Origin of the sequence: Pseudomonas sp. 2822-17 (assembly GCF_002742485.1) — a bacterium.
Lineage (GTDB): Bacteria > Pseudomonadota > Gammaproteobacteria > Pseudomonadales > Pseudomonadaceae > Aquipseudomonas > Aquipseudomonas cyclaminis.
The window spans coordinates 17,505-41,774 of the sequence record NZ_LJRZ01000926.1; the positions used below are offsets into that span (position 1 = coordinate 17,505).

General features: G+C 55.9%; 21 protein-coding genes. 11 read left to right on the top strand and 10 right to left on the bottom strand.

Translation table 11 applies throughout. The annotated features are described in order from the left end of the window. Nucleotides 1-83: 83 nt before the first annotated feature. The 3 genes from AOA60_RS29830 to AOA60_RS29840 form a co-directional block, all read right to left on the bottom strand. Nucleotides 84-2,078, bottom strand: coding sequence for a nucleoside-diphosphate sugar epimerase/dehydratase (locus tag AOA60_RS29830; RefSeq protein ID WP_099587565.1), 1,995 nt, complete (start codon nucleotides 2,076-2,078; stop codon nucleotides 84-86). Nucleotides 2,079-2,161: 83 nt separating this feature from the next. Continuing rightward, complete coding sequence (locus tag AOA60_RS29835) at nucleotides 2,162-3,178, bottom strand: glycosyltransferase family 4 protein (protein ID WP_099587320.1); 1,017 nt, start codon at nucleotides 3,176-3,178, stop codon at nucleotides 2,162-2,164. A gap of 37 nt (nucleotides 3,179-3,215) precedes the next feature. Continuing rightward, a complete protein-coding gene (locus AOA60_RS29840; protein WP_099587321.1) occupies nucleotides 3,216-4,184 on the bottom strand; it encodes an SDR family oxidoreductase in 969 nt (322 codons plus the stop codon). Nucleotides 4,185-5,123: 939 nt separating this feature from the next. On the opposite strand from AOA60_RS29840, the gene AOA60_RS29845 reads away from it, so the two are divergent. The 11 genes from AOA60_RS29845 (at nucleotide 5,124) to AOA60_RS29895 (ending at nucleotide 17,200) form a co-directional block, all read left to right on the top strand. Next, a complete protein-coding gene (locus AOA60_RS29845) occupies nucleotides 5,124-6,623 on the top strand; it encodes a lipopolysaccharide biosynthesis protein (RefSeq protein WP_099587322.1) in 1,500 nt (499 codons plus the stop codon). Nucleotides 6,624-6,738: 115 nt separating this feature from the next. After that, nucleotides 6,739-7,833, top strand: a complete 1,095-nt coding sequence (locus AOA60_RS29850) for a glycosyltransferase family 1 protein (RefSeq protein WP_099587323.1) — start codon at nucleotides 6,739-6,741, stop codon at nucleotides 7,831-7,833. 10 nt (nucleotides 7,834-7,843) lie between these two features. Further along, entirely contained in the window at nucleotides 7,844-8,803 is a 960-nt protein-coding gene (locus AOA60_RS29855) for a GDP-mannose 4,6-dehydratase (protein ID WP_099587324.1), read from the top strand. A gap of 31 nt (nucleotides 8,804-8,834) precedes the next feature. Next, nucleotides 8,835-9,959 carry a GDP-mannose 4,6-dehydratase gene (gmd, locus tag AOA60_RS29860; protein WP_178075438.1) on the top strand — a complete coding sequence of 375 codons (1,125 nt, stop codon included), beginning with the start codon at nucleotides 8,835-8,837 and terminating at the stop codon, nucleotides 9,957-9,959. A 1-nt stretch (nucleotide 9,960) separates the two neighbouring features. Next, nucleotides 9,961-10,938, top strand: a complete 978-nt coding sequence (locus tag AOA60_RS29865; protein WP_099587325.1) for a GDP-L-fucose synthase — start codon at nucleotides 9,961-9,963, stop codon at nucleotides 10,936-10,938. A 124-nt stretch (nucleotides 10,939-11,062) separates the two neighbouring features. Continuing rightward, nucleotides 11,063-11,554 carry a DapH/DapD/GlmU-related protein gene (locus AOA60_RS29870; RefSeq protein ID WP_099587326.1) on the top strand — a complete coding sequence of 164 codons (492 nt, stop codon included), beginning with the start codon at nucleotides 11,063-11,065 and terminating at the stop codon, nucleotides 11,552-11,554. Further along, the gene (locus AOA60_RS29875) at nucleotides 11,551-12,735 is read left to right on the top strand and encodes a glycosyltransferase (protein ID WP_099587327.1); all 1,185 of its coding nucleotides are present in this window, start codon (nucleotides 11,551-11,553) and stop codon (nucleotides 12,733-12,735) included. The genes AOA60_RS29870 and AOA60_RS29875 overlap by 4 nt, the downstream gene beginning before the upstream one ends. Then, nucleotides 12,732-13,886: a glycosyltransferase family 4 protein gene (locus AOA60_RS29880; protein ID WP_099587328.1), complete on the top strand. Its 1,155-nt coding sequence runs from the start codon at nucleotides 12,732-12,734 to the stop codon at nucleotides 13,884-13,886. Before AOA60_RS29875 ends, AOA60_RS29880 begins: the two co-directional genes overlap by 4 nt. 8 nt (nucleotides 13,887-13,894) lie before the next feature. Next, complete coding sequence (locus AOA60_RS29885) at nucleotides 13,895-15,019, top strand: glycosyltransferase (RefSeq protein ID WP_099587329.1); 1,125 nt, start codon at nucleotides 13,895-13,897, stop codon at nucleotides 15,017-15,019. Next, on the top strand, nucleotides 15,020-16,429 hold the full coding sequence (locus AOA60_RS29890; RefSeq protein ID WP_099587330.1) for a mannose-1-phosphate guanylyltransferase/mannose-6-phosphate isomerase: 1,410 nt from the start codon (nucleotides 15,020-15,022) through the stop codon (nucleotides 16,427-16,429). It begins immediately after the preceding gene. Between the two features lie 9 nt (nucleotides 16,430-16,438). Beyond that, nucleotides 16,439-17,200, top strand: coding sequence for a glycosyltransferase family 2 protein (locus AOA60_RS29895; protein WP_099587331.1), 762 nt, complete (start codon nucleotides 16,439-16,441; stop codon nucleotides 17,198-17,200). 88 nt (nucleotides 17,201-17,288) lie between these two features. Here AOA60_RS29895 and AOA60_RS29900 read toward each other — a convergent pair whose 3' ends face one another. The 7 genes from AOA60_RS29900 to hisC all read right to left on the bottom strand — a co-directional run bounded on the left by AOA60_RS29900 (nucleotide 17,289) and on the right by hisC (nucleotide 24,263). Further along, complete coding sequence (locus tag AOA60_RS29900; protein WP_099587332.1) at nucleotides 17,289-17,522, bottom strand: lipopolysaccharide assembly protein LapA domain-containing protein; 234 nt, start codon at nucleotides 17,520-17,522, stop codon at nucleotides 17,289-17,291. A 25-nt stretch (nucleotides 17,523-17,547) separates the two neighbouring features. Next, on the bottom strand, nucleotides 17,548-17,844 hold the full coding sequence (gene ihfB, locus AOA60_RS29905) for an integration host factor subunit beta (RefSeq protein ID WP_003218804.1): 297 nt from the start codon (nucleotides 17,842-17,844) through the stop codon (nucleotides 17,548-17,550). 132 nt (nucleotides 17,845-17,976) lie between these two features. Continuing rightward, nucleotides 17,977-18,261, bottom strand: coding sequence for a hypothetical protein (locus tag AOA60_RS29910; RefSeq protein WP_099587333.1), 285 nt, complete (start codon nucleotides 18,259-18,261; stop codon nucleotides 17,977-17,979). A 158-nt stretch (nucleotides 18,262-18,419) separates the two neighbouring features. Beyond that, nucleotides 18,420-20,105 (bottom strand): 30S ribosomal protein S1, encoded by a 1,686-nt coding sequence (rpsA, locus tag AOA60_RS29915; RefSeq protein WP_027604177.1) that lies wholly within the window; start codon nucleotides 20,103-20,105, stop codon nucleotides 18,420-18,422. 120 nt (nucleotides 20,106-20,225) lie between these two features. Then, a complete protein-coding gene (gene cmk, locus AOA60_RS29920) occupies nucleotides 20,226-20,915 on the bottom strand; it encodes a (d)CMP kinase (RefSeq protein WP_099587334.1) in 690 nt (229 codons plus the stop codon). Beyond that, nucleotides 20,912-23,122 carry a bifunctional prephenate dehydrogenase/3-phosphoshikimate 1-carboxyvinyltransferase gene (locus tag AOA60_RS29925; protein ID WP_256592909.1) on the bottom strand — a complete coding sequence of 737 codons (2,211 nt, stop codon included), beginning with the start codon at nucleotides 23,120-23,122 and terminating at the stop codon, nucleotides 20,912-20,914. Before AOA60_RS29925 ends, cmk begins: the two co-directional genes overlap by 4 nt. A gap of 28 nt (nucleotides 23,123-23,150) precedes the next feature. Beyond that, entirely contained in the window at nucleotides 23,151-24,263 is a 1,113-nt protein-coding gene (hisC, locus tag AOA60_RS29930; protein WP_099587336.1) for a histidinol-phosphate transaminase, read from the bottom strand. Nucleotides 24,264-24,270: the final 7 nt, after the last annotated feature.

Genomic DNA, 24,270 nt, shown 5'->3' on the forward strand with positions numbered 1-24,270 from the left:
AAAAGCAGCTTTTCCGAAGCTGCTTTTCAAACTTAGGCGATGTTGGGGATTCGTCAAAAATGCTTGCGTAACAGAGTGTTAAATCAGGGTTCCAAGCGACGTTGCTGGTAGATCCAGTCGACGATTTCTCCGTCAGGGGAGTAGCCGCTTACAGTGTCGCGCAGGAGTTGGCGGACGCGGGTGTAGTCATCTTGTTCCACCGCGGCCAGCAGCTCCGTCAGCTTGTCTTTGAGCACATCCCAGGATAAATGATCTTCGTTGGCGCTCATGATCATGGGGTGTCGTGTAGCGACAACGTTGTCGCCGATCAGTAACTCTTCGTAAAGCTTTTCACCGGGGCGTAGGCCGGTGAATTCGATGGCGATGTCGCCTTGGGGATTTCTATCGGAGCGCACGCTCAAGCCCGAGAGATGAATCATTCTTTCGGCCAATTCTACGATCTTCACCGGCTCCCCCATGTCCAGGACGAATACATCGCCGCCCTGGCCCATTGAGCCCGCCTGAATCACCAACTGTGCGGCTTCGGGAATGGTCATGAAGTAGCGGGTGATTTTCGGATGAGTCACCGTGATAGGCCCACCCGACTTGATTTGCTTGTGAAACAACGGGATAACCGAACCGGAAGAGCCCAGTACATTACCGAACCGGACCATGGTGAACCGGGTTTTATTGACGCGGGAAATGTTCGTTTTATCATCAAACAGCACAGGCGCCAGCTCCCGGCTCAGCGCTTGAAGGGTCAACTCGGCAAGGCGCTTGGTACTGCCCATGACATTGGTGGGACGTACAGCCTTGTCGGTCGAGATGAGCACGAAGTTGGAAACGCCGGCTTGGAGAGCAGCCTGTGCGGTATTGAGTGTGCCGATCACGTTGTTCAGTACGCCTTCGGCGATATTGTGTTCGACCATCGGCACATGCTTATAGGCAGCCGCGTGATACACGGTGTCTACCCGCCAGGTTTTCATGACATCCAGCAGTTTGTTCGGGTTACGTACCGATCCCAGGATAGGGAGCAGTCTAACCGATAGCGACTCTCGGGCGATGCGCTGTTCAAGCTCAGACATAATGCTGTAAAGATTGAACTCACTGTGTTCAAACAGTAACAACGTCGTCGGATTCAACGTCAATATCTGGCGGCACAATTCAGCGCCTATCGAACCTCCGGCCCCCGTCACCAGAACGCTTCGTCGCATGATGCAATGTTCCAGCAGTTCGGATTGCGCGGGAACGGTATCGCGCCCAAGCAAATCAGCGATATCAACTTCTTGGATGTCATCTACCTTGACCCGCCCGCTGGCAAGGTCCATAAACCCCGGCACGCTGCGTACATGCAACGGAAAACCTTCCAGAAACCCCAAGATCTCGCGTCGACGGCCTCTGTTGGAAGACGGTATGGCCAGAAGGATTTCCTGTGCGCCAGTGGCTTCGATCATCCGCTGGATATGTTTGGGCTTATAAACCTGCAACCCTGAAATGACGCGGTCAGAAATACCATCATCGTCATCGATAAACGCAACCGGGCGCATGACGCGGCCCATGCGCAAAGCAGCGACCAGTTGGTTGCCTGCGGCGCCTGCACCGTAAATTGCAACTCGCGGCAAACCGTCTTCCCGGCTGGTGAATGGCACATGCTGCGCAGCCGTGAACCAATCGCCGAGGAAGTACTGGCGCATGGCCAGCCGCAATCCGCCGACCATTATCACGCTCAGCCACCAATAGTTGAAAATAATAGAACGAGGTACGACGGCCTGATGATTGCTGTACAGGTAAACCACGACCCCCAGAATCAGAGAGGACAGGCTGACCGCCTTGATTATCACGATCAACGCATCGTTACCGAAATAACGCATCACGGCGCGGTACATTCCGAAACGCACAAAAAGCGGAATAGCCACCACTGGCGCACTCAAAAACAGCCAGAAGTGTTGCGCCACAGGGTTGATCATATCGTCCACACCTAGGCGAACGACAAACGCCATCCACAATGCCAGCCAGACCAGGAGAACGTCTGTGATGACTTGCAGAAAGCGCTTCCTTCGCCGAGGAAGGCCCAGTAGACATGACCGGATGGTACCCATAAACCCTTCAAACACCTGTGCAGCTCCTTTACTCGCGGCTAAACGCTCACCGCCTCTATAACGCGTTTACTGCAAAAATAACATCAGGTTTCCAGCTCACCGGCTTTGTACTTGATGGCTAAAACGACCAATGGCGTATAAGCGATAACCAATCCCAGCAGGCCATTCAAACCCAAAACACCGACGCCTATTGCGATGGGGGTCAGCCACAGCACATTGATCGCCAGGACCGACAGCGTCACAGGCAAATGACTGCCCACTTCACGAGACGCGAACTGGTAGGCGTGGCTGCGATGGGCTTCGTAGACTTTGTCCCCCCGCACCAATCGCCGGATCAACGTCAATGTTGCATCGACAATAAACACACCCAAGAGAATCAACCAGACCCACAGCAAATTGGCATTCTGCCAGGCCGCAGTCAGCGACAGCACGCCAAGGGCGAACCCGAGAAAACCACTGCCGGCATCGCCCATGAATATTCTTGCCGCAGGGAAATTCCAATAGAGAAACCCCAGCACTGCCATGCTTAATAACAGTGGCACCCAGATAGCCGCCCCATACCCGCCCAGCCAATAGACCAGGCAGGCGCCGAGGCATACGCACATCGCCTCGATACTCGCCAACCCATCAATGCCGTCCATGAAGTTGTAAAGGTTGAGTGCCCATACCAGGTAAAAAACAGCGGCCACATGGCCCACCCAACCGAGGTCGGTGGTAATGCCCGGCAAGCTCACAGCGGGTAAACCGCCGATCCAGAAGAGTGCCCATGAGGCGGCACTGAAGTGTCCCAATAAACGCCAACGTGCGGCAATGTGACCATGATCGTCGAGAAAGCCCAGCACCGCGACCGCTGCACCGCCCCCCATGAGTGCCCAGGTGAGGGCGGGAGAAACCGCCCCACTCACGAACAACAGGGGCAGCGCGACGAGAAAACTCACAACAATCGCGACACCGCCGCCCCTGGGCGTGGGCACCGAGTGAGAGCTGCGTGCGTTGGGTACGTCAATCAGGCTTCGGGACAGTGCATAACCGCGCAATAACCAAGTCAATACACCTGCAAGGACGGCGACAATCGGCACGAGCCAAAGTAAGTGGTTCATCAACGGCTCCCTGTCGGGTTCATATTCACACACACCACTACTTCAAACTCCCCTGAAAATGCTCTGCCGTCTTGCGTAAAGCGACCGTCACGGATGTAGGCGGTGTCCATCCCAGGAGCTCACGCGTTTTTTGGATATCAACCTGTAGAGAGCCACACAGGCGCTGCCCCATTCCTCTGCGCCCGATCAGGAACATGCCCCAGCGCAGCAGGGCTGCGGGAACAGGAATCAGCCGCGCAGGCTTGTGCAATGCCAGCCCAATACGGGTCAACAGTTCCGTGGTCGACATATCCTCACCGTCGCTCACCAGAAACACCTGATTGGCCGCTGCGGGATGCTGAAGACACGTCACAATCAGGTCCACCAGGTTATCCAGCGCCACCAAGCTGCGCTGACTGCGGATAGCCCCCAGCGGCAAGGCAATGCCTTTGTTCAGCCATACCATCATGCTGCGAAAGTTCGCCCTCACGTCCGGGCCATACACGAGGACGGGACGAATAATAACGACCTCCATGCCGGTCCGCTGAGCGAGCAACTGAAGTTGCTGCTCAGCCTCCATCTTGGAGACGCCGTATGGGCTAGCCGGGGCGGGTGGATCATCTGCCGTATACGCTTCCCCTGGCCGGGTACCCTCGCCATTGACTTTGATCGAACTGATAAAAATGAAACGCTTGACCCCCGACCGCGCGGCTTGCTCGGCCAACCTCAACGTGCCTTCTACATTGATCCGGCGATAGGCCGAATACGGATCGTTCGATGCATCGGACATCACGTGAACACGGGCCGCACAGTGAACCAGCACATCAACACCGGTGAGAGGCAGGTCCTCCGAGGCAAGGTAGTCTTCACCCACGCGCACCCTGGTCGCCCCCAAAGGCAATACCACATCGTCACGACGTACGAGTGCAAGCACCTGACAATCAGCATTCGACGCAAGACGCTCTACAAGCGCAGCCCCGACAAAGCCACTTGCTCCGGTCACGAAGAATGTTTTCTTATGACTCAATCCGCATTCTCCAACCGCCTAGACACATCAACATGTTGCTCCACAATTTTTCTACACACGCCTGCACGAATCGCTGTCGCTCGCAATGAAGGGAGCAACCAGCAAGACCCAGGTGAAATTCCCGATAAGTTTGAACATGCTCAGGTACTCGCGTCGCCAGTCTTCAAACGCCGAGCAAACTGCGCGTCTACAACGCCCAAAGCCCCGCACTTAGCAGGGTTTACAGCGAGCCCCGACTTTGCGCGCTCGCGTCATCACTTCGCAAGGGGTGTAGAGTACCACTTGAAGCCCTGACTCCGCAGGTTCCGAGCGTGCCTGGACGCGTTTCGTAGCACTGTACATCGCGTATACATTGATCAATACGATATTGAGCGCTACAAGCAATGGGCAGACAGGGCATCTATGGCACGCCACAGGTTTGAAAGTGCATGCGAAAGCCTGTACCACAGGTTCTGCGCGAGCGCCCGGCTTGTCGTCGAACGCATCGATCCACGCAACCTCAGAAAATCCTCTTGGTCCTGGGATCGGGCGGCTGCAGCGCCACATAAATGGCGCTTTTTAATATGTAAATTCAAGAGTCTATGCTAGTCTCCCCGCCTGCCAATTCTGCTGTAGCACTCGTGCCATATGGGTCTTCGCCCCCACCCACCAGTTGATTGAGCGGGTTTCAAAGGCGCTTGCATGAGAGGTTTCCCATGACGGCAGCAATGTTGGCGAACGGATTGGGCACACGCCCTCCCGAGACCCGCCATATCCTCGTTCCCTGCGTCACGTCAGCACATCTTTTTCTATAATGAAATACACGATTTTATTACTTGCTCTGTTTAGGGTCATACCGTCAAAGAGTACGTTGCTCACTCAATCGAAACCTTATTTCGATTTCATTGATACCCCGCATGGACCCTGCCTATTGAGCGGGCACGTTGAGGACCCCGGCGAATGAGTGGCCTATTTAAAAATATCTCCGCCAACTTTGTAGGGCAAGGCTGGATCGCCCTGATGGGTATCTGCTTTGTTCCACTCTACCTTAAGTTCATTGGTGTAGAAGGTTACGGGCTGGTTGGATTTTTCATCATTCTTTCGTCAGCCATGACGATGTTTGACGGCGGATTTGGGGCCGTGGCATCGCGAGAGGCATCCACTTATGAAGCCGCCTCTACAGCCCAAAAACAAAAGATAGTACTGACCATTAAAAGCGTGGAATGTATCTTCTGGTCTGTCGCAATCGCGCTCGGTGCATGCATCACACTGCTGGCCCCACTGATAGCTGACCACTGGCTCACCGTCAATGCGGACAACGTTGAATCGGCCACGCGTTCGCTGAGAATAATGGGGATTGCACTGCTGTTACAGTTCCCTATCGGGCTTTACTATGGCGGCCTCATCGGACTTCAAAAACACGTCACACTGAACTCGATAAGTTCTGTATTCGCCACCACGCGTGCCGCCGGCGCGGCGTTGGTTTTATGGATTGTTTCACCGACTGTAGAGTGGTTTCTGATATGGCAGGGCATCAACAGCCTCGCCACCGTTCTGGTATTGCGTAGAAAACTGATCAGTGAACTTCCAGAGTGGCGAGAAGTGGGCGTATTTTCCACGGACATCATTAAACGCCTCGGTGGCTTTGCGGCAGGCGTAGCGACCACCAACATCCTTGCTTTTCTGTTAATGCAAGTGGATAAGATCATCCTGTCAAAAATACTCCCACTCAAGGAGTTCGGGTGTTACATGCTGGCCTGGACCGTGGGTTCGGTGGCATTCCGGCTGGTCTCCCCAGTGTTTAATGTCTACTACCCAAAACTGGTATCCCTTGTCACTACACACAACAACGTCGAAACATTTGGCACGTTTACAAGGGCCAGCCAAGTACTTTCATTGCTGGTGATCCCATTCTCTATCTGGGTCGCGCTATATAGCCAGCCGTTACTGCTGTTATGGACGAGAGATGAACACGTTGCGGCACTAGCCAGTACTCCGCTATGGTTTCTGGCGATTGGGACCATGTTCTATGCATTCATGCAGATGCCTTACGCACTCCAACTGGCCCACGGCTGGACGCGGTTCAGCGTATGGCAGAACGCTGTGGCTGTTGTATTCATCATCCCGCTGACTTACTACCTGGCCACCCACTACGGACTGGACGGCAGTGCATTGCCCTGGTTGATTCTGAACGTGAGTTACGTGGTGATATGCTCACCCGTTATTTTTCGAAAACTCAGTATCAAACCGGCCAGAATCTGGTACACCGAAACAATCCTGATACCCGCCGCCATCGCCTTATGTGCGCTGTTTGCAATGAGAGCACTGTTCGACACTTGGGCGTTAAACAACCCTTTCACAATGGCATTCTCCCTGGGAGCCACCTACCTGCTCGTTGGGCTCCGCGTATTTGTCATCCGCTTTGCTGCCCGAAAAATCGAGTGGAGAAACCCGCTCTGAGAATGCTGGCCCGTCACCGCACCAAAACAGCCGCCAGAGGCACTGATTTTGCTAAGGTGCACACTCGATTTCCTGATCTATCAAGGTCTTATTTCTCACGAGGCGAAGCATAAAAATGCGCGTTGCTTTTGATCACCAGATATTCTGCCTACAAAACTACGGCGGCATTTCTCGCTATTTTTCTCGCATTGCCGAGCAGATGGCCATCACCGACAACGAGGTGGGCATTTTCTCGCCGCTTCACCGCAACTTTTATCTCAACGACCTGCCCGAGGGCATTGTCCACGGCCAGAAAGCCGAACAGTACCCGCCTCGTACGACGCGGCTGGCGCTGATCTACAACCACCTGCTGGGTCAGCGCGCCATGCGTGCCTGGAAGCCTGAGGTTGTGCATGAAACCTATTTTTCACGTTTCAGCGCTGCCCCGAAGGGCTGCCCGATCGTACTGACTGTCTACGACATGATTCACGAACTGTTCCCCGAGAATTTCTCCGCCCGGGACCAGACAACGGCGTTAAAGCGACGCGCCGTTGAGCGAGCGGATCATGTCATCTGCATTTCGGAGAGCACCCGCCAGGACCTGATGAAACTGTTCTCGGTGCCCGAAAGCAAACTATCGGTGGCACACCTGGGGTTCGAGCAGTTCAAACCCTGCGCCCGGGAAACGGCCGCCTCGCCCGTCAAGCCTTATCTGTTGTATGTCGGAAGTCGACACGGTTACAAAAACTTCTCCGGCTTACTGAATGCGGTTTCCCACTCGAAACGCCTCAAGGCCGACTTTGATATTGTCGCCTTCGGCGGCGGTGCCTTTTCGCCAAGCGAGTTGGAGCAGGTTCAACGGTTAGGTTTTGCCGCCGGACAGGTACGCCAGGTCGGCGGTGATGACGCGGTCCTCGGTCAACTTTACGAAGGCGCCAAAGCCTTCGTCTATCCCTCTCTTTATGAGGGTTTCGGTCTTCCACCACTGGAGGCCATGGCGCACGGCTGCCCCGTCATCAGCAGCGGTACAAGTTCAATGCCCGAAGTCATCGGCGATGCCGGGGCCTTGTTCGACCCACTCAATGGCGACGAAATGGCCGGAGCGATAGAAAGAGTGGTTTACTCTGACAGTGAAATCGCGAGATTGATTGAGCGTGGCCGTGAGCGGTTGAAGCAGTTTTCCTGGCAGCGCTGCTCCCAGGAAACACTCTCGATCTACAAGTCCTTATAAAGGTGATTTTTTGGAATACTCAGAAAAAACAGCCCTGATTTGTGGCGTGAGTGGTCAGGACGGTGTTTATCTGGCAAAGCTCCTACTCGAAAAGGGCTATACCGTCTGGGGGACTTCGCGAGACGCTCAGGGCTCTTCATTCGCCAACCTGAAGCGACTGGGTATTGTCTCGAAGGTGAAATTGTTGTCGATGGTGCCAGAAGACTTTCGCAGTGTATTCATGGCGCTGAAACGCAGCCAGCCTGACGAAGTGTATTTTCTCGCCGGGCAGTCGTCTGTCGGATTGTCATTTGAACAGCCCGCCGAAACCATCCAAAGCATCACCCTTGGAACGCTGAACATGCTTGAGGCCTGCCGGATGACCGAGCGGCCCATTCGCTTTTACCAAGCGGGTTCCAGCGAATGCTTCGGCGACACGAATGGTGAACCGGCGTCAGAGAACACCACATTCCATCCCCGCAGCCCTTATGCGGTGGCTAAATCATCTGCTTTCTGGCTAGTCGATAATTATCGTGAGGCTTATAATCTTTTTGCGTGTACGGGTATCCTGTTCAATCACGAATCCGAATTACGCCCATCCAGGTTTGTTACACAAAAAATTATAAGTACGGCCAAGCGCATTGCTGCGGGTTCGGGCGAACGGTTGACGCTTGGACGGTTGGATATTGCTCGTGACTGGGGAGCGGCATCAGAGTACGTCGATGCCATGTGGCGCATGCTGCAGTGCGATGAACCGAGTGATTTCGTGATCGCCACCGGCCAGACGCACACACTTGAAGCATTCGTTGCTGAAGCATTCACACAATTGGGACTCGACTGGACGGACTATGTCGACCAATCGCAGGAGTTCTTCCGGCCAACAGACCTGCTGATCAGTCGCGCGGACCCTGCCAAGGCCGAACGCGTTCTGGGCTGGAAGGCAAAGTCGACGATGACCGATATCATTACCAGCATGCTAAATGCAATTTAACTACATATTCAAAGAATTCTAGGACGTAGACATGACCCTGAAAAAAGCGCTGATCACCGGGATCACCGGCCAGGACGGCTCCTATCTGGCTGAGTTGTTGTTGGAAAAAGGCTACGAGGTCCACGGCATCAAGCGACGTGCATCGTCCTTCAACACCCAGCGCGTTGATCACATCTACCAGGACCCGCATGTTGATAACCAGCGCTTTATCCTGCATTACGGCGACTTGTCCGATTCGTCCAACCTGACCCGTATCATCAAGGAAGTGCAGCCTGACGAGGTCTACAACCTGGGCGCGCAGTCCCACGTAGCGGTAAGCTTCGAATCGCCTGAATACACCGCCGATGTCGATGCAATGGGAACATTGCGCATTCTTGAAGCAATCCGCCTGCTCGGGCTGGAGAAAAAAACCCGCTTCTACCAGGCCTCCACTTCAGAACTCTACGGACTGGTGCAGGAAACGCCTCAAAAAGAAACCACACCCTTCTATCCGCGCTCGCCTTACGCGGTAGCAAAGCTCTACGCCTACTGGATCGTGGTCAACTACCGTGAAGCCTACGGCATGCACGCCTGCAACGGGATTCTGTTCAACCACGAATCTCCACGCCGCGGCGAAACGTTCGTGACCCGCAAGATCACGCGCGGCCTGGCAAACATCGCCCAGGGCCTTGAACAGTGCCTGTACATGGGCAACATGGATGCACTGCGCGACTGGGGACATGCCAAGGACTACGTCCGCATGCAGTGGATGATGCTGCAACAGGATACCCCTGAAGATTTCGTGATCGCGACAGGCGTGCAATATTCCGTTCGTGACTTCATTCGCTGGTCTGCAGCCGAACTCGGCCTGACCCTGCGCTTTGAAGGGACCGGCGTGGACGAATGCGCCATTATCGAGTCCATCGTTGGCGACAACGCCCCAGCACTCAAGGTCGGGGACACACTGGTTCGCGTCGACCCGCGCTACTTCCGTCCCGCTGAGGTTGAAACCCTGCTGGGTGATCCGACCAAAGCGAAGACCAAGCTGGGTTGGGTACCGGAAATCACCGCACAGGAAATGTGTGCCGAGATGGTTCGCGAAGATCTCAAAGTCGCCCAGCGTCATGCGCTGCTGAAGAACCATGGTTACGATCTGCCGGTGTCGCTGGAGAACTAGGATGTCACGCCAATTGAGCGAGTGTGTTTTTGTTGCCGGCCATAAAGGAATGGTCGGTTCGGCCATTGTCCGTCGCCTGCAAGCGTTGGGTTACACAAATATTGTGACCCGAGACAGGGCTCAATTGAATCTCCTGGATCAGCACTCGGTCGCCGCGTTTTTTGCCGAGAACAAGATTGAGCAGGTCTATATGGCAGCCGCCAAGGTGGGGGGCATCCATGCCAATAACACCTACCCGGCCGAGTTCATTTATGAAAACCTGACCATGCAGGCCAACATCGTCCACGCTGCACATCAACATGATGTGCAGAAGATGCTGTTTCTAGGATCGTCCTGCATTTACCCGGTCAAGGTTCAACAGCCCATGGCTGAACAGGCCTTGCTGACCGGCGTGCTTGAGCCTACCAACGAGCCATACGCAATCGCAAAAATTGCCGGGATCAAGTTGTGCGAAAGCTACAACCGTCAATATGGCCGTGATTATCGTAGCGCCATGCCTACCAACTTGTATGGGCCGAACGACAACTTCCATCCAGAAAACTCTCACGTCATTCCTGCTCTCCTGCGTCGCTTTCACGATGCCACCGAGCAGAATGTCGAAGAAGTCGTGATCTGGGGCAGCGGTTCGCCGATGCGTGAGTTCCTGCATGTCGATGACATGGCAAGTGCATCCGTCCATATCATGGAATTGAGCCCTGAGCTATATGGCGCCCATACCCAGCCTATGCTCTCTCATATCAACGTCGGGACGGGTGAGGACTGCACCATCCGTGAGCTGGCTCAGACCATCGCCAAGGTCACCGGGTTCAAGGGCCGCCTGAGCTTTGATGCGAGCAAGCCGGACGGTGCCCCAAGAAAACTGATGGACGTCTCCCGCCTGAAGCAGTTGGGTTGGGAAGCGACAATCACCCTCGAAGATGGACTGAGGGACGCCTATAGCTGGTTTTCCGAGAATGCTTTGCGCGTGCGTTCGCGTTAGTAAAAGGTGCGTGGGATGGTTCATCCTGGAGCCACTCAATGCACCTCTCTCACCTCAATTCCTACTCTGCAGGAAGCAACAGTCTCTGACCGGGGCGCTCCCGGTCGAGGCTTAGTCGGTACCTATGATCAGACACCTAATCAACATCATTCTGTCGCTCCTCCCTCCATCGCGTCTGTTTACCGCCCGATCGGCGCTTCTGCGCTGGGCAGGCATCGAGATGCACCCGGACGTCAAGTTCTGCGGGCGTGGATGGATCTATGGCCGGGGACGCCTGATCATCCGCGAAGGCACCTGGCTTAGCCCTGGGGTGGTGTTTCATACCCATCAAGAAGCCGATATCCAAATCGGCTCCCGCTGCGACATGGGACATGGCGTTGAATTTATCGTCGGCAGCCACGAACTCGGACCCCGTGAGCGACGCGCAGGCACCGGAACAGCACGCCCCATTGTGGTGGGTGACGGCTGCTGGATTGGCGCCAAAAGCATCATTTTGGGGGGCGTCACCATTGGTGACGGTGCCATCGTTGCCGCCGGAGCCGTGGTGACACGCGACGTTCCCGCCCATACGCTGGTCGCTGGCGTGCCGGCAGTCGCTAAGAGACAACTGCCATGAAGCGCCCGCTGGTCCTGGTAGTGTGCAATGCGCTGGATGACAAGACTCGCCTTGAGAGGGGCATTGTCAGTGATAGCCCTGCCGCCTCCCGCAAGGTGCTTATGCTCTGCCAGGCATTACGCGAAGCAGGCGCACGCCCCTGCATCCTGAGCCTTGGGCGAGGACGCGCCAACGGCTCCTTCAACTATTTCCCCCGCACAGTCAGGCGGGTGGCGGGCGTGCCCGTCGTGTACGCGCCGTTTTCACATGTTCGGTTTTTTTCCCAGTTTCTCTCATTGTTCTTTCTGATCGGCGCCCTGCTCCGACTTTCGTCAAGCCCGAAGAAAGCGGTGATTTTTTACAACCGCATGAGTGCTTATCTTCCCTTGCTGATAGCAGCATCCGTCAGCGGCTACAAACGCTTCCTTGACCTTGAGGACGGAGAAGTCGCGGGCCAGAACAGCGGTGCGCTGAAAGCACTACTGGGGCGCTCTATTACCTGGCTGTACGACCGCCTTTGTCCAGATGGCGCATTGCTGGCGTGCAGCGCGCTGGCAGGCATGACCGGCATTCGTCCAGTCCATTGTTATTATGGCGCGACCTCTACAAAGACATTTGGCGTTAAATCGAGTGCCAACCCGCAATCAGTCCTGATGGCCGGTACGCTCAATGCCGATACCGGTGCGGATCTGCTGATTGATACCATCCGCCTGCTTCGCCAGGACTCCGACGCGTGGGTACACAGCCTGCAATTTGAAGTGACCGGCAAAGGTGAGTCACTCGAAGCCCTCCGGGAGCTGGCCAATGAAGGCGCGCCCCCCAGAGTGACGGTGCACGGGCGCACCACCGATATTGAGTACGCCGAGATACTCCATCGATGCAACGTAGGCCTGGCGCTGAAGCCGGTGGGTGGCCCTCTGGCTGACACAACCTTCCCTTCCAAGGTTATTGAATTCGCCGAGGCAGGCTTGCTGGTATTGAGTACAGACATCAGCGATGTGCGCGCGGTATTGGGCTCGGGGGCGCTGTACCTGACACGCAATGACCCAAAGGCGCTGGCCGACCTGCTTCGCAGCGTCGTCGAGGAACCAGGGCAAACACTGGCATGCGCCCTCAGGGGCACAGAGGCCGTCGTGACTCGATGTTCTCCACAACTGGCTGGTCAGGCAGTGCTAGGTTTTATATGGGGTGAGCGCTCATGACAAAGCAGCCTCTATTCATTACCTGGCAACCGGTCCTGACGGATCATCAGGCGTTTACGTATGAAGCACTGTCCCAGCAAGCACAGACACCGCTCCTGGCTTATGTGCTGACGATGGAAGATGCGACCCGTCGCGCTCAGGGTTGGCAAGACACTCAGGTAACGTCGATAGAACGTCGACTGATACCGCAGCGCGGCGGGATGCTTTACTGCTACCGGAAAATGCGCGAGCACCGACATGAAGTCCACCTGTTCGGCAGCGCATTTCAGAATCTGAAAATGCTCTACTGCCTGATGCTGGCCGTCCTGTTTCGAGTGGAGTTCTACATCATCTCGGAGCCGTACTCCCCGATTGCCCAAGGCTACTTCAACGATAAGCTGCGCACACGCGAAAAGCTCAAGGCAGCGTTACGCCCTTGTCTTTACAGGCTGTACACGGCGCTGCTCAAGCGACATATATCCGGAGTCTTTACAATCTCGGCAAAGGCGATTGAACAATACTCAACGTCGGGGATAGCAAAAAACAAACTGTTTCCTTTCGGCTACTTTGTTCCGGCCATCGGGGCACTCGCGTCGAATTCAAAAGACCCCGGTGAAGACGACACGACATTAAGAATTGTCTTTGTCGGCGCATTGATCGCGCGCAAAGGCATCGATCTGCTCATTGAAGCCGTTACCCGCTCTAAAGCGCCGATCATTCTGGATATCTACGGCCCTGGCGACTCCACGCTGCTTGCCTTCGACAGCGACAGGATTCACTTGCGCGGGACAATCCCGTTCGGCATGACCCAGAAAGTAGTGTCCGAGTACGACATCTTGGTCTTGCCTAGTCGTTATGATGGCTGGGGAGTCGTGGTGAATGAAGCGTTGTGCGCGGGCGTTCCTGTGATCTGCAGCGATCAGGTAGGCGCTCGGGTTCTGGTGGAGACATTTGGTGCCGGGGACGTATTCGTGGCCGATGATCCGGATTCTCTGGAATCGCTCATCAGTGCATTGCACACCGACCGCACACGCCTGCTTACCATGCGCGCTGCCACATCCCGTGCTGCTGCGGCCATTCAACCGGAGGTCGCGGCCCGCTACATGCTGGCCGTTATTCGCGCCAATCCCCAAAGCAAAGCTGCCGTTATCTCTCCTTGGTATCTGGAATAATCATCGCCATGAGACAAGATGCTGTTCGTCTTCACCTGACCAACATTGCCGGACTGGGCGCGGTGCAATTGATCAAGTCATTGCTGCCCGCCCTGGAGAGGAATAAAACCGTACGCGTTGTCGAGGTTTATCTGCCCGACAAGGGAGACTTATCGTCTTATCAGAATAACGACACGTCAGTCGCCTTGACACGTTACCGTCGCTACCTTCCCAATTCGCTATCACGCTTGGCGGAGTGCCTGTTTTTAGGACAGCGCTTTAGTGGGGAGCTTCCGCTTCTGGTCATGGGCGACCTGCCCATTCGTTGCACGAGCCAACAGACGGTTTTTGTTCAAACACCCCACCTCTTGCGCCCGGAAAAATTCTCTTGGCGCCTTGGAAAAATGAAGCAGGCACTACTCAGATGGGTGTTTCGGTCCAACATCAAATACGCGCAGGCGTTTATCGTCCAAACTACATTGATGCGTGACGCTCTTATCAAGTCGTACCCGTCCCTGCACTCGCGCGTACACGTTGTGGCACAACCTGTTCCTGCATGGTTGTTGAACGCCGGAATCAAACGCACCGGGCGCATCACGGCCGAGGGTGATCCGCTGCACCTGATCTATCCCGCAGCCGGATATCCGCATAAAAATCACAAGCTGCTTGCCAGCATTGATGACCGCCAGGCTGCACAGTGGCCCTTGGCGCGCCTTGCTATAACGCTCGACGAAAAAAGCAATCCAGCACCCAATCTTCCATGGCTTCACTGCCTGGGCACACTGACTGCGCAACAGATGATTGATGCCTACAACCGAGTGGATGCGCTACTGTTTCTCTCAACGGATGAAAGTTATGGGTTTCCACTTGTGGAAGCCATGTTTGCAGGCCTGCCCATCGTATGTCCGGACCTGCCTTATGCGCGGGTTTTATGTGGCGACGAGGCGATATACTTTCAAGCCAATAGCGCAGACTCGTTGAAAGATGCGGTAAACGAACTGCACGCAAAACTCTCGACAGGCTACTGGCCTGACTGGACAGAACAGTTGAAAACGATCCCTAAAGATTGGGAGAGCGTCGCGAAGACCATGCTGGATATCGCTTTAAAACCGTCTGTCGGCGTGACCAACGAATTGAACGCAAGGGAAGAATAAATGTTGATTCCGGTAATTATGGCCGGCGGTTCTGGCTCACGCCTTTGGCCGCTTTCGCGTCAGCTCAACCCCAAGCAGTTTCTTTGCCTGGCTGACAGCGAGCTGTCCATGTTGCAGGCCACAATCAAGCGCCTGGAAGGACTTGAAGTCGATGTCCCCCGATTAATCTGCAACGAAGAACATCGATTCCTGGCCGCCGAACAGCTTCGGCAACTGGGCCTGGAAAGCGCCAACATCCTGCTGGAACCCGTGGGGCGCAATACGGCTCCAGCGGTCGCACTGGCAGCACTGCAATCGTGCGTCGACGGGCAGGATCCGCTCTTGCTGGTACTGGCAGCCGATCACCTGATCCAGGATGTCGCCGCATTCCAAGCGTGCATCCACAAAGCGCTTCCCCTGGCGCTCGACGGCAAGTTGGTGACCTTCGGTATTGTGGCGACTCAGCCGGAAACAGGTTATGGCTATATCGAAAAGGGTAATAGCGTCAACGCCGCCGGATTCGAGGTCGCGCGCTTCGTCGAGAAGCCTGATGAAGAAACTGCACGCGCTTACCTTTCCAGCGGAAACTATCTCTGGAACAGTGGCATGTTCATGTTCCGCGCGGGCAGGTACCTGGAAGAGTTGGCAAAATTCCGTCCGGACATCCTCGCAGCTTGTCGCAGCGCTATCTCAGTGGGTGCCCAAGATATGCATTTCACGCGTGTCGGCAAAGAGGCCTTCGCAGCGTGTCCGTCGGAGTCGATCGATTATGCGGTAATGGAGAAAACGGCTGACGCTGTCGTCGTACCGCTCGATGCCGGCTGGAGCGATATTGGATCATGGGCAGCGCTGTGGGAGGTTGGCAAGAAGGACGCACAAGGCAACGTGTGCAACGGGGACGTTCTGGTCGAACAGACCCACAACACATTCGTACATTCCCAGAGTCGCCTGGTGAGCACCGTAGGTGTTGAGGACCTGGTGATCGTGGAAACCAAGGATGCCATCCTGGTCGCCCACAAAAGCCAAGTGCAGAACGTCAAGAAGATCGTTGATCGATTGAAAGCCGAAGGCCGATGCGAATCCCTTGATCATCGTGAAGTCTATCGGCCTTGGGGGATGTACGATTCCATTGATAATGGCAGCCGCTACCAAGTGAAGCGCATCACCGTTAATCCAGGCGCGAAGCTATCACTGCAGATGCATCACCATCGAGCTGAGCACTGGATTGTCGTGAGTGGCACCGCCCGGGTTACCAATGGTGAGAAAACTTATCTGGTCACTGAAAACCAGTCGACGTATATCCCTATTGGTCAGGTCCACACGCTGGAGAACCCTGGCGTTATACCCCTGGAGCTGATTGAAGTGCAGTCCGGCTCCTATTTGGGTGAAGACGATATCGTACGCTTCGAAGACCTGTATGGTCGTACATAAGAGGTTGTCTTGAAGTTATCAATTATTACAGTCTGTTTTAACAGCGCGAGCACCATTCGAGACACGATTGAGTCCGTTCTTTCACAAGACTATGGTGATATCGAATACATCGTTGTGGACGGCGGCTCAAGGGACGGGACGCAGGCGATTGTCGAATCTTATGGAGACCGTATCCGTCGCTTTGTCAGCGAGCCGGACAAGGGCCTCTACGATGCAATGAATAAAGGTGTAGCCATGGCTACCGGTGCCGTGGTCGGCATTTTGAATTCCGATGACTTTTATGAAAGCACCACCAGTCTTTCGTCTGTGGCGAAAGCATTCGAACGTCGCCCAGAGAGCGATGCGGTGTTTGGCGATGTGGTTTTTGTCAATCCAACCGACCTGCACAAAGTGACACGCTTTTACCGCGCAAACCGCTTTGCACCATGGAAGTTGCGCTTTGGATGGATGCCACCTCATCCGGCGACATTCATTCGTAAATCAGCTTACAACGTCGTCGGCCAGTACTCGTTGAAGTACAGGATTTCTGCGGATTACGAGTTTTTTGTACGACTGTTTAAGGTGCACGCCCTCAAGTATTCTTATATTAATCAAGTGCTGGTACGGATGCGATCAGGAGGCGCCAGTACAGCTGGACTAAGGAGCAGCTTGAAGTTGAACCTGGAAATCGTTAATGCCTGTCGCACGAATGGGCTCTACACCAACATACTGATGCTGCTGTTCAAACTGCCATTCAAGCTCTACGAATTGCGTAAACGACCAGCCTCATGACTTGGCAGAACCGCTGGATGTGATGGACGAGCAACTGCGTTCACTGGCCGCAGGCAGATCAGGGTTGAGCGGGGTATGCATCCAAGGGCTATAAACCTTGTTTACGACGCCCCGCAAGCCTGATCACTCCACCGAGCAACGGTCCAATCAGCATGCCCGCAATCAACGCCAGCGTTACAAACACCGCCACGGGTAACTGCGCACTACTCCAACCCAAAAACGACAGCGCGACGCCCTGCTGATTCTCAAGCACAAACGCAAGGGTCACCAAGACAAACGCCAGAATGGTCAACACCAACAAAACGCGCTTAACCCCACTCATAACTTTTCCCCCTATCCAAAAACACTCAGACGCCCTCTTCTTCGTCTTCGTTCACCCGATCCCGCAACTCCTTGCCTGGCTTGAAGTGAGGCACGAACTTACCATCAAGACTCACAGACTGCCCGGTCTTGGGATTTCGCCCAACCCGCGGCGCGCGATAGTGAAGCGAAAAGCTCCCAAACCCGCGAATCTCAATCCGATCGCCGGTAGCCAGACATTGGGACATTTGCTCAAGCATGGTCTTGATAGCCAGCTCCACATCCTTGGATGAAAGCAGCCCTTGATGGGTGACAATTCGTTCGATCAACTCCGACTTCGTCATATTTTTCCCTTCTTTTTCAAGCAGCTAGGAAAAGCGCTTCGAAGGTTTTAGCATGACTTGATGAATTTGAACAGCCCATGCATCAACTTATCTGCTGGCTGAATAAGCACTCGTGGCGAACACGTAATGCGCTTAATTGCAGATCACAAGCATCGTGCGAGTAACTGCCCCAGCCGGGTTCCAGCCGAACAGGTAGTCGCCCTCCTCATCCTTGGCCTCGCTTGACCTGGTGATGACCTTGTAGCCTTGCATCTTGCATTCGCGGGCGGCGCGCTGCTCGCATCTCTCCCAATGATTGCCAAGTCCCGAGCAGTCGACTTCAATCCCGCTGACGCCGCGCCTGGCGTGAGTTTTGGCGCTGGTGGCGGAGCAGCCTGCAAGCATTACCACTAAGAACACTACGACAAGCTTGTTCATTGGGAACCTTATTAAAACAGCAACAGGAGAGTGCTTTTATCAAGACTATAGTCAGCTCTGACACTGAGCTGTAGGCCTTGGTTCTCACTTGTTGATTCAACGAATTTCAGGCACAAAAAAGGGCGACCGAAGTCGCCCTTTTTACAGCTTTACAGAACTTAGTTCTGCTTAGCCATTGCTTCGCGCAGCAGGGAGGCCATGGTGGTCTCGCCAGTTGCAGCTTCCGGAGCGGATTTCAGGCTCTGGATAGCTTCTTTCTCTTCAACTTCATCTTTCGACTTGATGGAGAGTTGGATCACGCGGCTCTTGCGGTCAACGCTGATGATCTTGGCTTCTACTTCCTGGCCTTCCTTCAGAACGTTGCGCGCGTCTTCAACGCGGTCACGGCTGATTTCGGAGGCTTTCAGAGTCGCTTCGATATCGTCGGCCAGGACGATGATGGCGCCTTTGGCGTCAACTTCTTTCACAGTGCCTTTAACGATGGCGCCTTTGTCGTTCTCTTGAACGTACTCGGAGAACGGATCGCTTTCCAGTTGCTTGATACCCAGGGAGATGCGCTCGCGCTCTGGGTCAACCGACAGGATAACGGTGTCCAGCTCGTCGCCCTTCTTGAAACGACGAACAGCTTCTTCGCCAACTTCGTTCCAGGAGATGTCGGACAGGTGAACCAGGCCGTCGATGCCGCCGTCCAGACCAATGAAGATACCGAAATCGGTGATCGACTTGATGGTGCCGGAGATTTTATCGCCCTTGTTGAACTGGCCAGAGAAATCTTCCCATGGGTTAGATTTGCACTGCTTGATGCCCAGGGAGATACGACGACGCTCTTCGTCGATGTCCAGAACCATAACTTCCACTTCGTCGCCGACTTGTACGACTTTCGAAGGGTGGATGTTCTTGTTGGTCCAGTCCATTTCGGAAACGTGCACCAGGCCTTCCACGCCTTCTTCCAGCTCAGCGAAGCAGCCGTAGTCGGTCAGGTTGGTAACACGCGCGGTTACGCGGGTGCTTTCTGGGTAACGAGCTTTGATAGCAACCCATGGATCTTCGCCCAGCTGCTTCAAGCCCAGGGAAACGCGGTTACGCTCACGATCGTACTTCAGAACCTTGACATCGATCTCGTCGCCAACGTTGACGATTTCGGAAGGATGCTTGATACGCTTCCAAGCCATGTCGGTAATGTGCAGCAGGCCATCGACGCCACCCAGATCGACGAATGCGCCGTAATCGGTGAGGTTCTTGACGATACCTTTGACTTGTTGGCCTTCCTGCAGGGATTCCAGCAGAGCTTCACGCTCGGCGGAGTTCTCTGCTTCCAGGACGCTGCGACGGGAAACGACAACGTTGTTGCGCTTCTGGTCGAGTTTGATGACCTTGAATTCGAGTTCTTTGCCTTCCAGGTGCGTGGTGTCGCGCACAGGACGAACGTCGACCAAAGAACCTGGCAGGAACGCACGGATGCCGTTAACGTCGACAGTGAAGCCGCCTTTAACCTTACCGTTGATAACGCCCTTGACCACTTCTTCAGCTGCGAAGGCTGCTTCGAGAACAATCCAGCATTCAGCGCGCTTGGCTTTTTCACGGGACAGCTTGGTTTCACCGAAACCGTCTTCAACCGAGTCCAGAGCAACGTGAACTTCGTCACCGACATTGATTGTCAGATCACCAGCATCGTTGTAGAACTGTTCCAGCGGGATCAGAGCTTCAGACTTCAGACCAGCGTGAACGGTTACCCAGCGAGCTTGGTAATCGATATCAACGATAACACCGGTGATGATGGAGCCTGCCTGAAGGTTCAGGGTTTTTAGGCTTTCTTCAAAGAGTTCCGCAAAGCTTTCGCTCATTTTAATTCCTGTTGATAAGGGCGAATAATACGCCCATCTCCACACCCCAGACGGTGTGGGTCAGTTTCAGTTAAAAGAAGCCACCGCAGGACTATGACTGGTCCCCTGCGGCCTTCTTGATCACCCGGCGATATCGCGAATGGCGATTTCACTCATGATGCGTTCCAGCACCTGCTCGATGGACAACTCCGTGGAATCCAGCTGTATGGCATCAGCCGCCGGCTTGAGCGGGGCTACTGCGCGCTGGGTATCACGCTCATCGCGTGCACGGATCTCATCTAGCAGACTCGACAGACTAACACCATCGACTTTGCCCTTCAACTGCAAGTAACGGCGGCGTGCCCGCTCCTCGGCGCTGGCGGTGAGGAAAATCTTCAGCGGCGCCTCGGGAAACACCACCGTGCCCATGTCACGACCATCTGCCACAAGGCCCGGTGGCTCCTGAAAAGCCCGCTGACGCTGCAGCAACGCGTCGCGCACCGCCGGCAGCGCGGCGATCTGGGAGGCCCAGGAACCCACTTGTTCGTTACGCAGGTCATCCGTCACATCATCCCCTTCCAGGATAATGCGCTGAGGATGACCTTCCGTCGCCCCGACGAACTGCACATCAAGGTGCGCCGCCAGGAGTTTCAAGGATTCTTCGTTGGTCAGGTCCACGCCATGGTTGCGTGCGGCAAATGCCAGCAGGCGATACAGCGCGCCGGAATCCAGCAGGCACCAGCCGAGGCGCTTGGCCAGGATGCCGGCGATCGTGCCTTTGCCCGAGCCACTTGGCCCGTCGATGGTAATCACCGGTGATTTGATATTCACAATTGAGCCTCTTGGGCAACACGGATGCCGACTTGGGCACACAGTGTAAGAAAATTCGGAAAAGACGTAGCAACATTGGCGCAGTCACGGATACGAATCGGCGCAGTCGCCCTGAGGGACGCTACGCTGAACGCCATGGCAATCCGGTGATCACCCTGGGCATGAACTTCACCCCCGCCCATCAGGCCGCCGTCAATGATAATCCCATCGGAGGTGGCTTCACACTTCACGCCCAGCGCCAGCAGACCGTCGGCCATCACCTGGATACGGTCAGACTCCTTTACGCGCAGCTCCTCAGCCCCACGCAAAATGGTCCGACCCTCTGCGCAGGCCGCCGCAATAAACAACACTGGAAATTCATCGATGGCCAATGGCACAAGGGCTTCTGGGATCTTGATACCCTTCAGCGACGCAGCACGCACATGCAGGTCTGCGACAGGCTCACCACCGACTTCGCGCTGGTTTTCCAGGGTGATATCTGCGCCCATCAGCCGCAGGATATCGATTACCCCGGTGCGAGTAGGGTTGATGCCGACATGCTCCAGCAGCAGCTCGGAACCCTCGGCAATCGACGCCGCCACCAGGAAAAACGCAGCAGAGGAAATATCCCCTGGCACTTCAATATGGGTAGCCGTCAGTGCATGTCCCGATTCAACCGACGCAGTAGCGCCCTCCACCAGCACCGGATAGCCAAAACCGCGCAACATGCGCTCGGTATGATCGCGGGTCGGTGCAGGCTCGGTCACTGCAGTTTTGCCGTCGGCATACAACCCGGCCAGCAACAAGCAGGATTTGACCTGGGCGCTGGCCATCGGCAACGCGTAGTCCAAGCCTTTAAGCGACTGCCCGCCACGAATGGTCAGCGGCGGACGCCCTTGCGGCGCGGTCTCGATCACTGCGCCCATTTCCCGCAGCGGCTTGGCCACCCGGCTCATCGGCCGCTTGGACAACGACGCATCGCCTGTCAGCACGCTGTCAAAGCGTTGCGCCGCCAGCAACCCGGACAACAGCCGCATGGACGTGCCCGAGTTCCCCAGATAAATCGGCCCCGGCGCTGGCTTCAAGCCATGCAAGCCCACGCCATGAATGATCACGCGCCCATGGTGCGGGCCTTCAATGACCACACCCATGTCGCGAAACGCCTGCAAGGTCGCCAGGGCATCTTCGCCCTCAAGAAAACCTTCAACCTCGGTCACGCCATCAGCCAATGAGCCCAACATGATCGACCGATGGGAGATCGACTTGTCACCCGGCACCCGGATACGCCCGCTCAAGCGGCCGCCCGGATTGGCGAGAAAGGCCAGCTCATCGACGTTCACAGCGGTTTCCATATAGGCACGCCGCGCCAGGATCTTGCTGAAATGCTCACGCGCCACCCGCGCACGGGTGAACACGCCCAACAACTGATGACCATCACCCGCATCGACCGCATCGCGCAGCGCGTCGAGGTCACTGCGGAAGGTGTCCAGGGTGCGCAACACCGCTTCGCGATTGGCAAGGAAGATGTCGTGCCACATCACCGGGTCGCTGCCGGCAATCCGCGTGAAATCGCGGAAGCCACCGGCGGCGTAGCGGAAAATGTCCAGGTTTTCGTTGCGCTTGGCCAAGGAATCCACCAGGCCGAATGCCAGCAAATGCGGCAAATGGCTGGTCGCCGCCAGCACTTCGTCGTGGCGTTCGACTTGCATGTGTTCGACGTCCGCTCCCAGCGCGCGCCAGAGACGATCCACCACGGCCAACGCAGCCGGGTCGGTTTGTTCAAGCGGCGTCAGGATCACCTTATGCCGACGGAACAGCTGCGCATTGGACGCCTCCACCCCGCTCTGCTCGGAACCAGCAATCGGGTGGCCCGGCACGAAGCGCGCAGGCATACCGCCAAAAGCCAGTTGCGCCGCGCGCACCACATTGCCTTTGGCACTGCCGACGTCCGTAAGAATCGCCTGACCCAAGTCCATGCCAGCCAGCACTGCCAGCAACTTCTCCATCGCCAGGATCGGCACCGCGAGTTGGATCACATCAGCCCCCTGGCACGCGAGCGCCAGGTCTGCTTCACAGCGATCCACCACGCCCAGCTCAACCGCGAGCTTGCGCGACTGCGGGTCCAGGTCGACGCCGACCACTTCGCCACACAGCCCGCTTTCACGCAGGCCTTTGGCGAAAGAGCCGCCGATCAACCCCAGCCCGACCACCACCAGGCGACCGATCATAGGCACAGCAGGTTGCAATGCAGTGACATCAACCACGAGCCAGAACCTTGGCCAGCGCCTCCAGGAAACGATTGTTTTCAGCCGGCAAACCGATAGTGATACGCAGGTGGTTCGGCATGCCGTAGTTGGCCACCGGACGCACAATCACGCCTTCGCGCAACAGGCCCTGGAACACAGGCGCAGCCACTTGGCCGAGGTCGACGCAGATGAAGTTGCCCTTGGACGGAATCCAGCCCAGGCCCAACTCATGCAAGCCTGCCTGCAACTGCAGCATGCCGCTTTCGTTGATCCGGCGACCCTCTTCCAGGTACTCGGCATCCTTCACCGCTGCACAGGCCGCCGCCAGGGCGAGGCTGTTGACGTTGAACGGTTGGCGCACGCGGTTCAGCACATCAGCCACGACCGCCGTGGACAGGCCATAACCAACCCGCAGCGAGGCCAGGCCGTAAGCCTTGGAGAAGGTGCGCGACACCAGCAGGTTCGGGTACGCCGCCAGGAAGTCCAGGCCATCCGGCAGGTCGCCGCCTTCGGCGTATTCGATGTAGGCCTCGTCCAACACCACCAGCACGTGCTCTGGCACATCCTGCAAAAACTCGTTCAGCGCCTGCTCATCGAACCAGGTGCCGGTCGGGTTGTTCGGGTTGGCGATAAACACCACGCGGGTCTGGGCATCGATGGCCGCCAGCATCGCTGGCAGGTCATGGCCCCAATCCTTGGCAGGAATCACACGCGCGTCAGCACCGACGGCCTGAGTGACGATCGGGTAGACCGCAAACGCGTGCTCACTGAACACCGCATTCAGGCCCGGCGCCAGGTAGGCACGACCGACCAGCTCAAGGATGTCGTTGGAGCCATTGCCCAGCGTCACCTGGTTCAGCTCGACCCGACATTTTTCCGCCAGCAACGACTTGAGGGCAAAGCCGTTGCCATCGGGATAACGGGTCAGCTCGGCCAGCTCTTCGCGAATCGCCGCGAGCACTTTGGGGCTCGGGCCCAGCGGGTTCTCGTTGCTCGCCAGCTTGACGATCTTCGAAGGATCCAGGTTCAACTCACGCGCCAGCTCGTCCACAGGCTTGCCCGGGACGTAAGGCGACAGTTGTTGCACGCCCGGCTGAGCCAGGGCGAGGAAGTTGCCACTCATGTTAACG

Bases quoted from the DNA above. Each gene is read 5' to 3' on its own strand.
- rpsA (WP_027604177.1), bottom strand. From the start codon at position 20,105: ATGAGCGAAAGCTTTGCGGAACTCTTTGAAGAAAGCCTAAAAACCCTG.
- AOA60_RS29890 (WP_099587330.1), top strand. From the start codon at position 15,020: ATGTTGATTCCGGTAATTATGGCCGGCGGTTCTGGCTCACGCCTTTGG.
- AOA60_RS29885 (WP_099587329.1), top strand. From the start codon at position 13,895: ATGAGACAAGATGCTGTTCGTCTTCACCTGACCAACATTGCCGGACTG.
- hisC (WP_099587336.1), bottom strand. From the start codon at position 24,263: ATGAGTGGCAACTTCCTCGCCCTGGCTCAGCCGGGCGTGCAACAACTG.
- gmd (WP_178075438.1), top strand. From the start codon at position 8,835: ATGACCCTGAAAAAAGCGCTGATCACCGGGATCACCGGCCAGGACGGC.
- AOA60_RS29880 (WP_099587328.1), top strand. From the start codon at position 12,732: ATGACAAAGCAGCCTCTATTCATTACCTGGCAACCGGTCCTGACGGAT.
- AOA60_RS29910 (WP_099587333.1), bottom strand. From the start codon at position 18,261: ATGAACAAGCTTGTCGTAGTGTTCTTAGTGGTAATGCTTGCAGGCTGC.
- AOA60_RS29850 (WP_099587323.1), top strand. From the start codon at position 6,739: ATGCGCGTTGCTTTTGATCACCAGATATTCTGCCTACAAAACTACGGC.
- AOA60_RS29870 (WP_099587326.1), top strand. From the start codon at position 11,063: ATGATCAGACACCTAATCAACATCATTCTGTCGCTCCTCCCTCCATCG.
- ihfB (WP_003218804.1), bottom strand. From the start codon at position 17,844: ATGACGAAGTCGGAGTTGATCGAACGAATTGTCACCCATCAAGGGCTG.
- AOA60_RS29925 (WP_256592909.1), bottom strand. From the start codon at position 23,122: ATGATCGGTCGCCTGGTGGTGGTCGGGCTGGGGTTGATCGGCGGCTCT.
- AOA60_RS29900 (WP_099587332.1), bottom strand. From the start codon at position 17,522: ATGAGTGGGGTTAAGCGCGTTTTGTTGGTGTTGACCATTCTGGCGTTT.
- AOA60_RS29875 (WP_099587327.1), top strand. From the start codon at position 11,551: ATGAAGCGCCCGCTGGTCCTGGTAGTGTGCAATGCGCTGGATGACAAG.
- AOA60_RS29865 (WP_099587325.1), top strand. From the start codon at position 9,961: ATGTCACGCCAATTGAGCGAGTGTGTTTTTGTTGCCGGCCATAAAGGA.
- AOA60_RS29835 (WP_099587320.1), bottom strand. From the start codon at position 3,178: ATGAACCACTTACTTTGGCTCGTGCCGATTGTCGCCGTCCTTGCAGGT.
- AOA60_RS29830 (WP_099587565.1), bottom strand. From the start codon at position 2,078: ATGGGTACCATCCGGTCATGTCTACTGGGCCTTCCTCGGCGAAGGAAG.
- AOA60_RS29845 (WP_099587322.1), top strand. From the start codon at position 5,124: ATGAGTGGCCTATTTAAAAATATCTCCGCCAACTTTGTAGGGCAAGGC.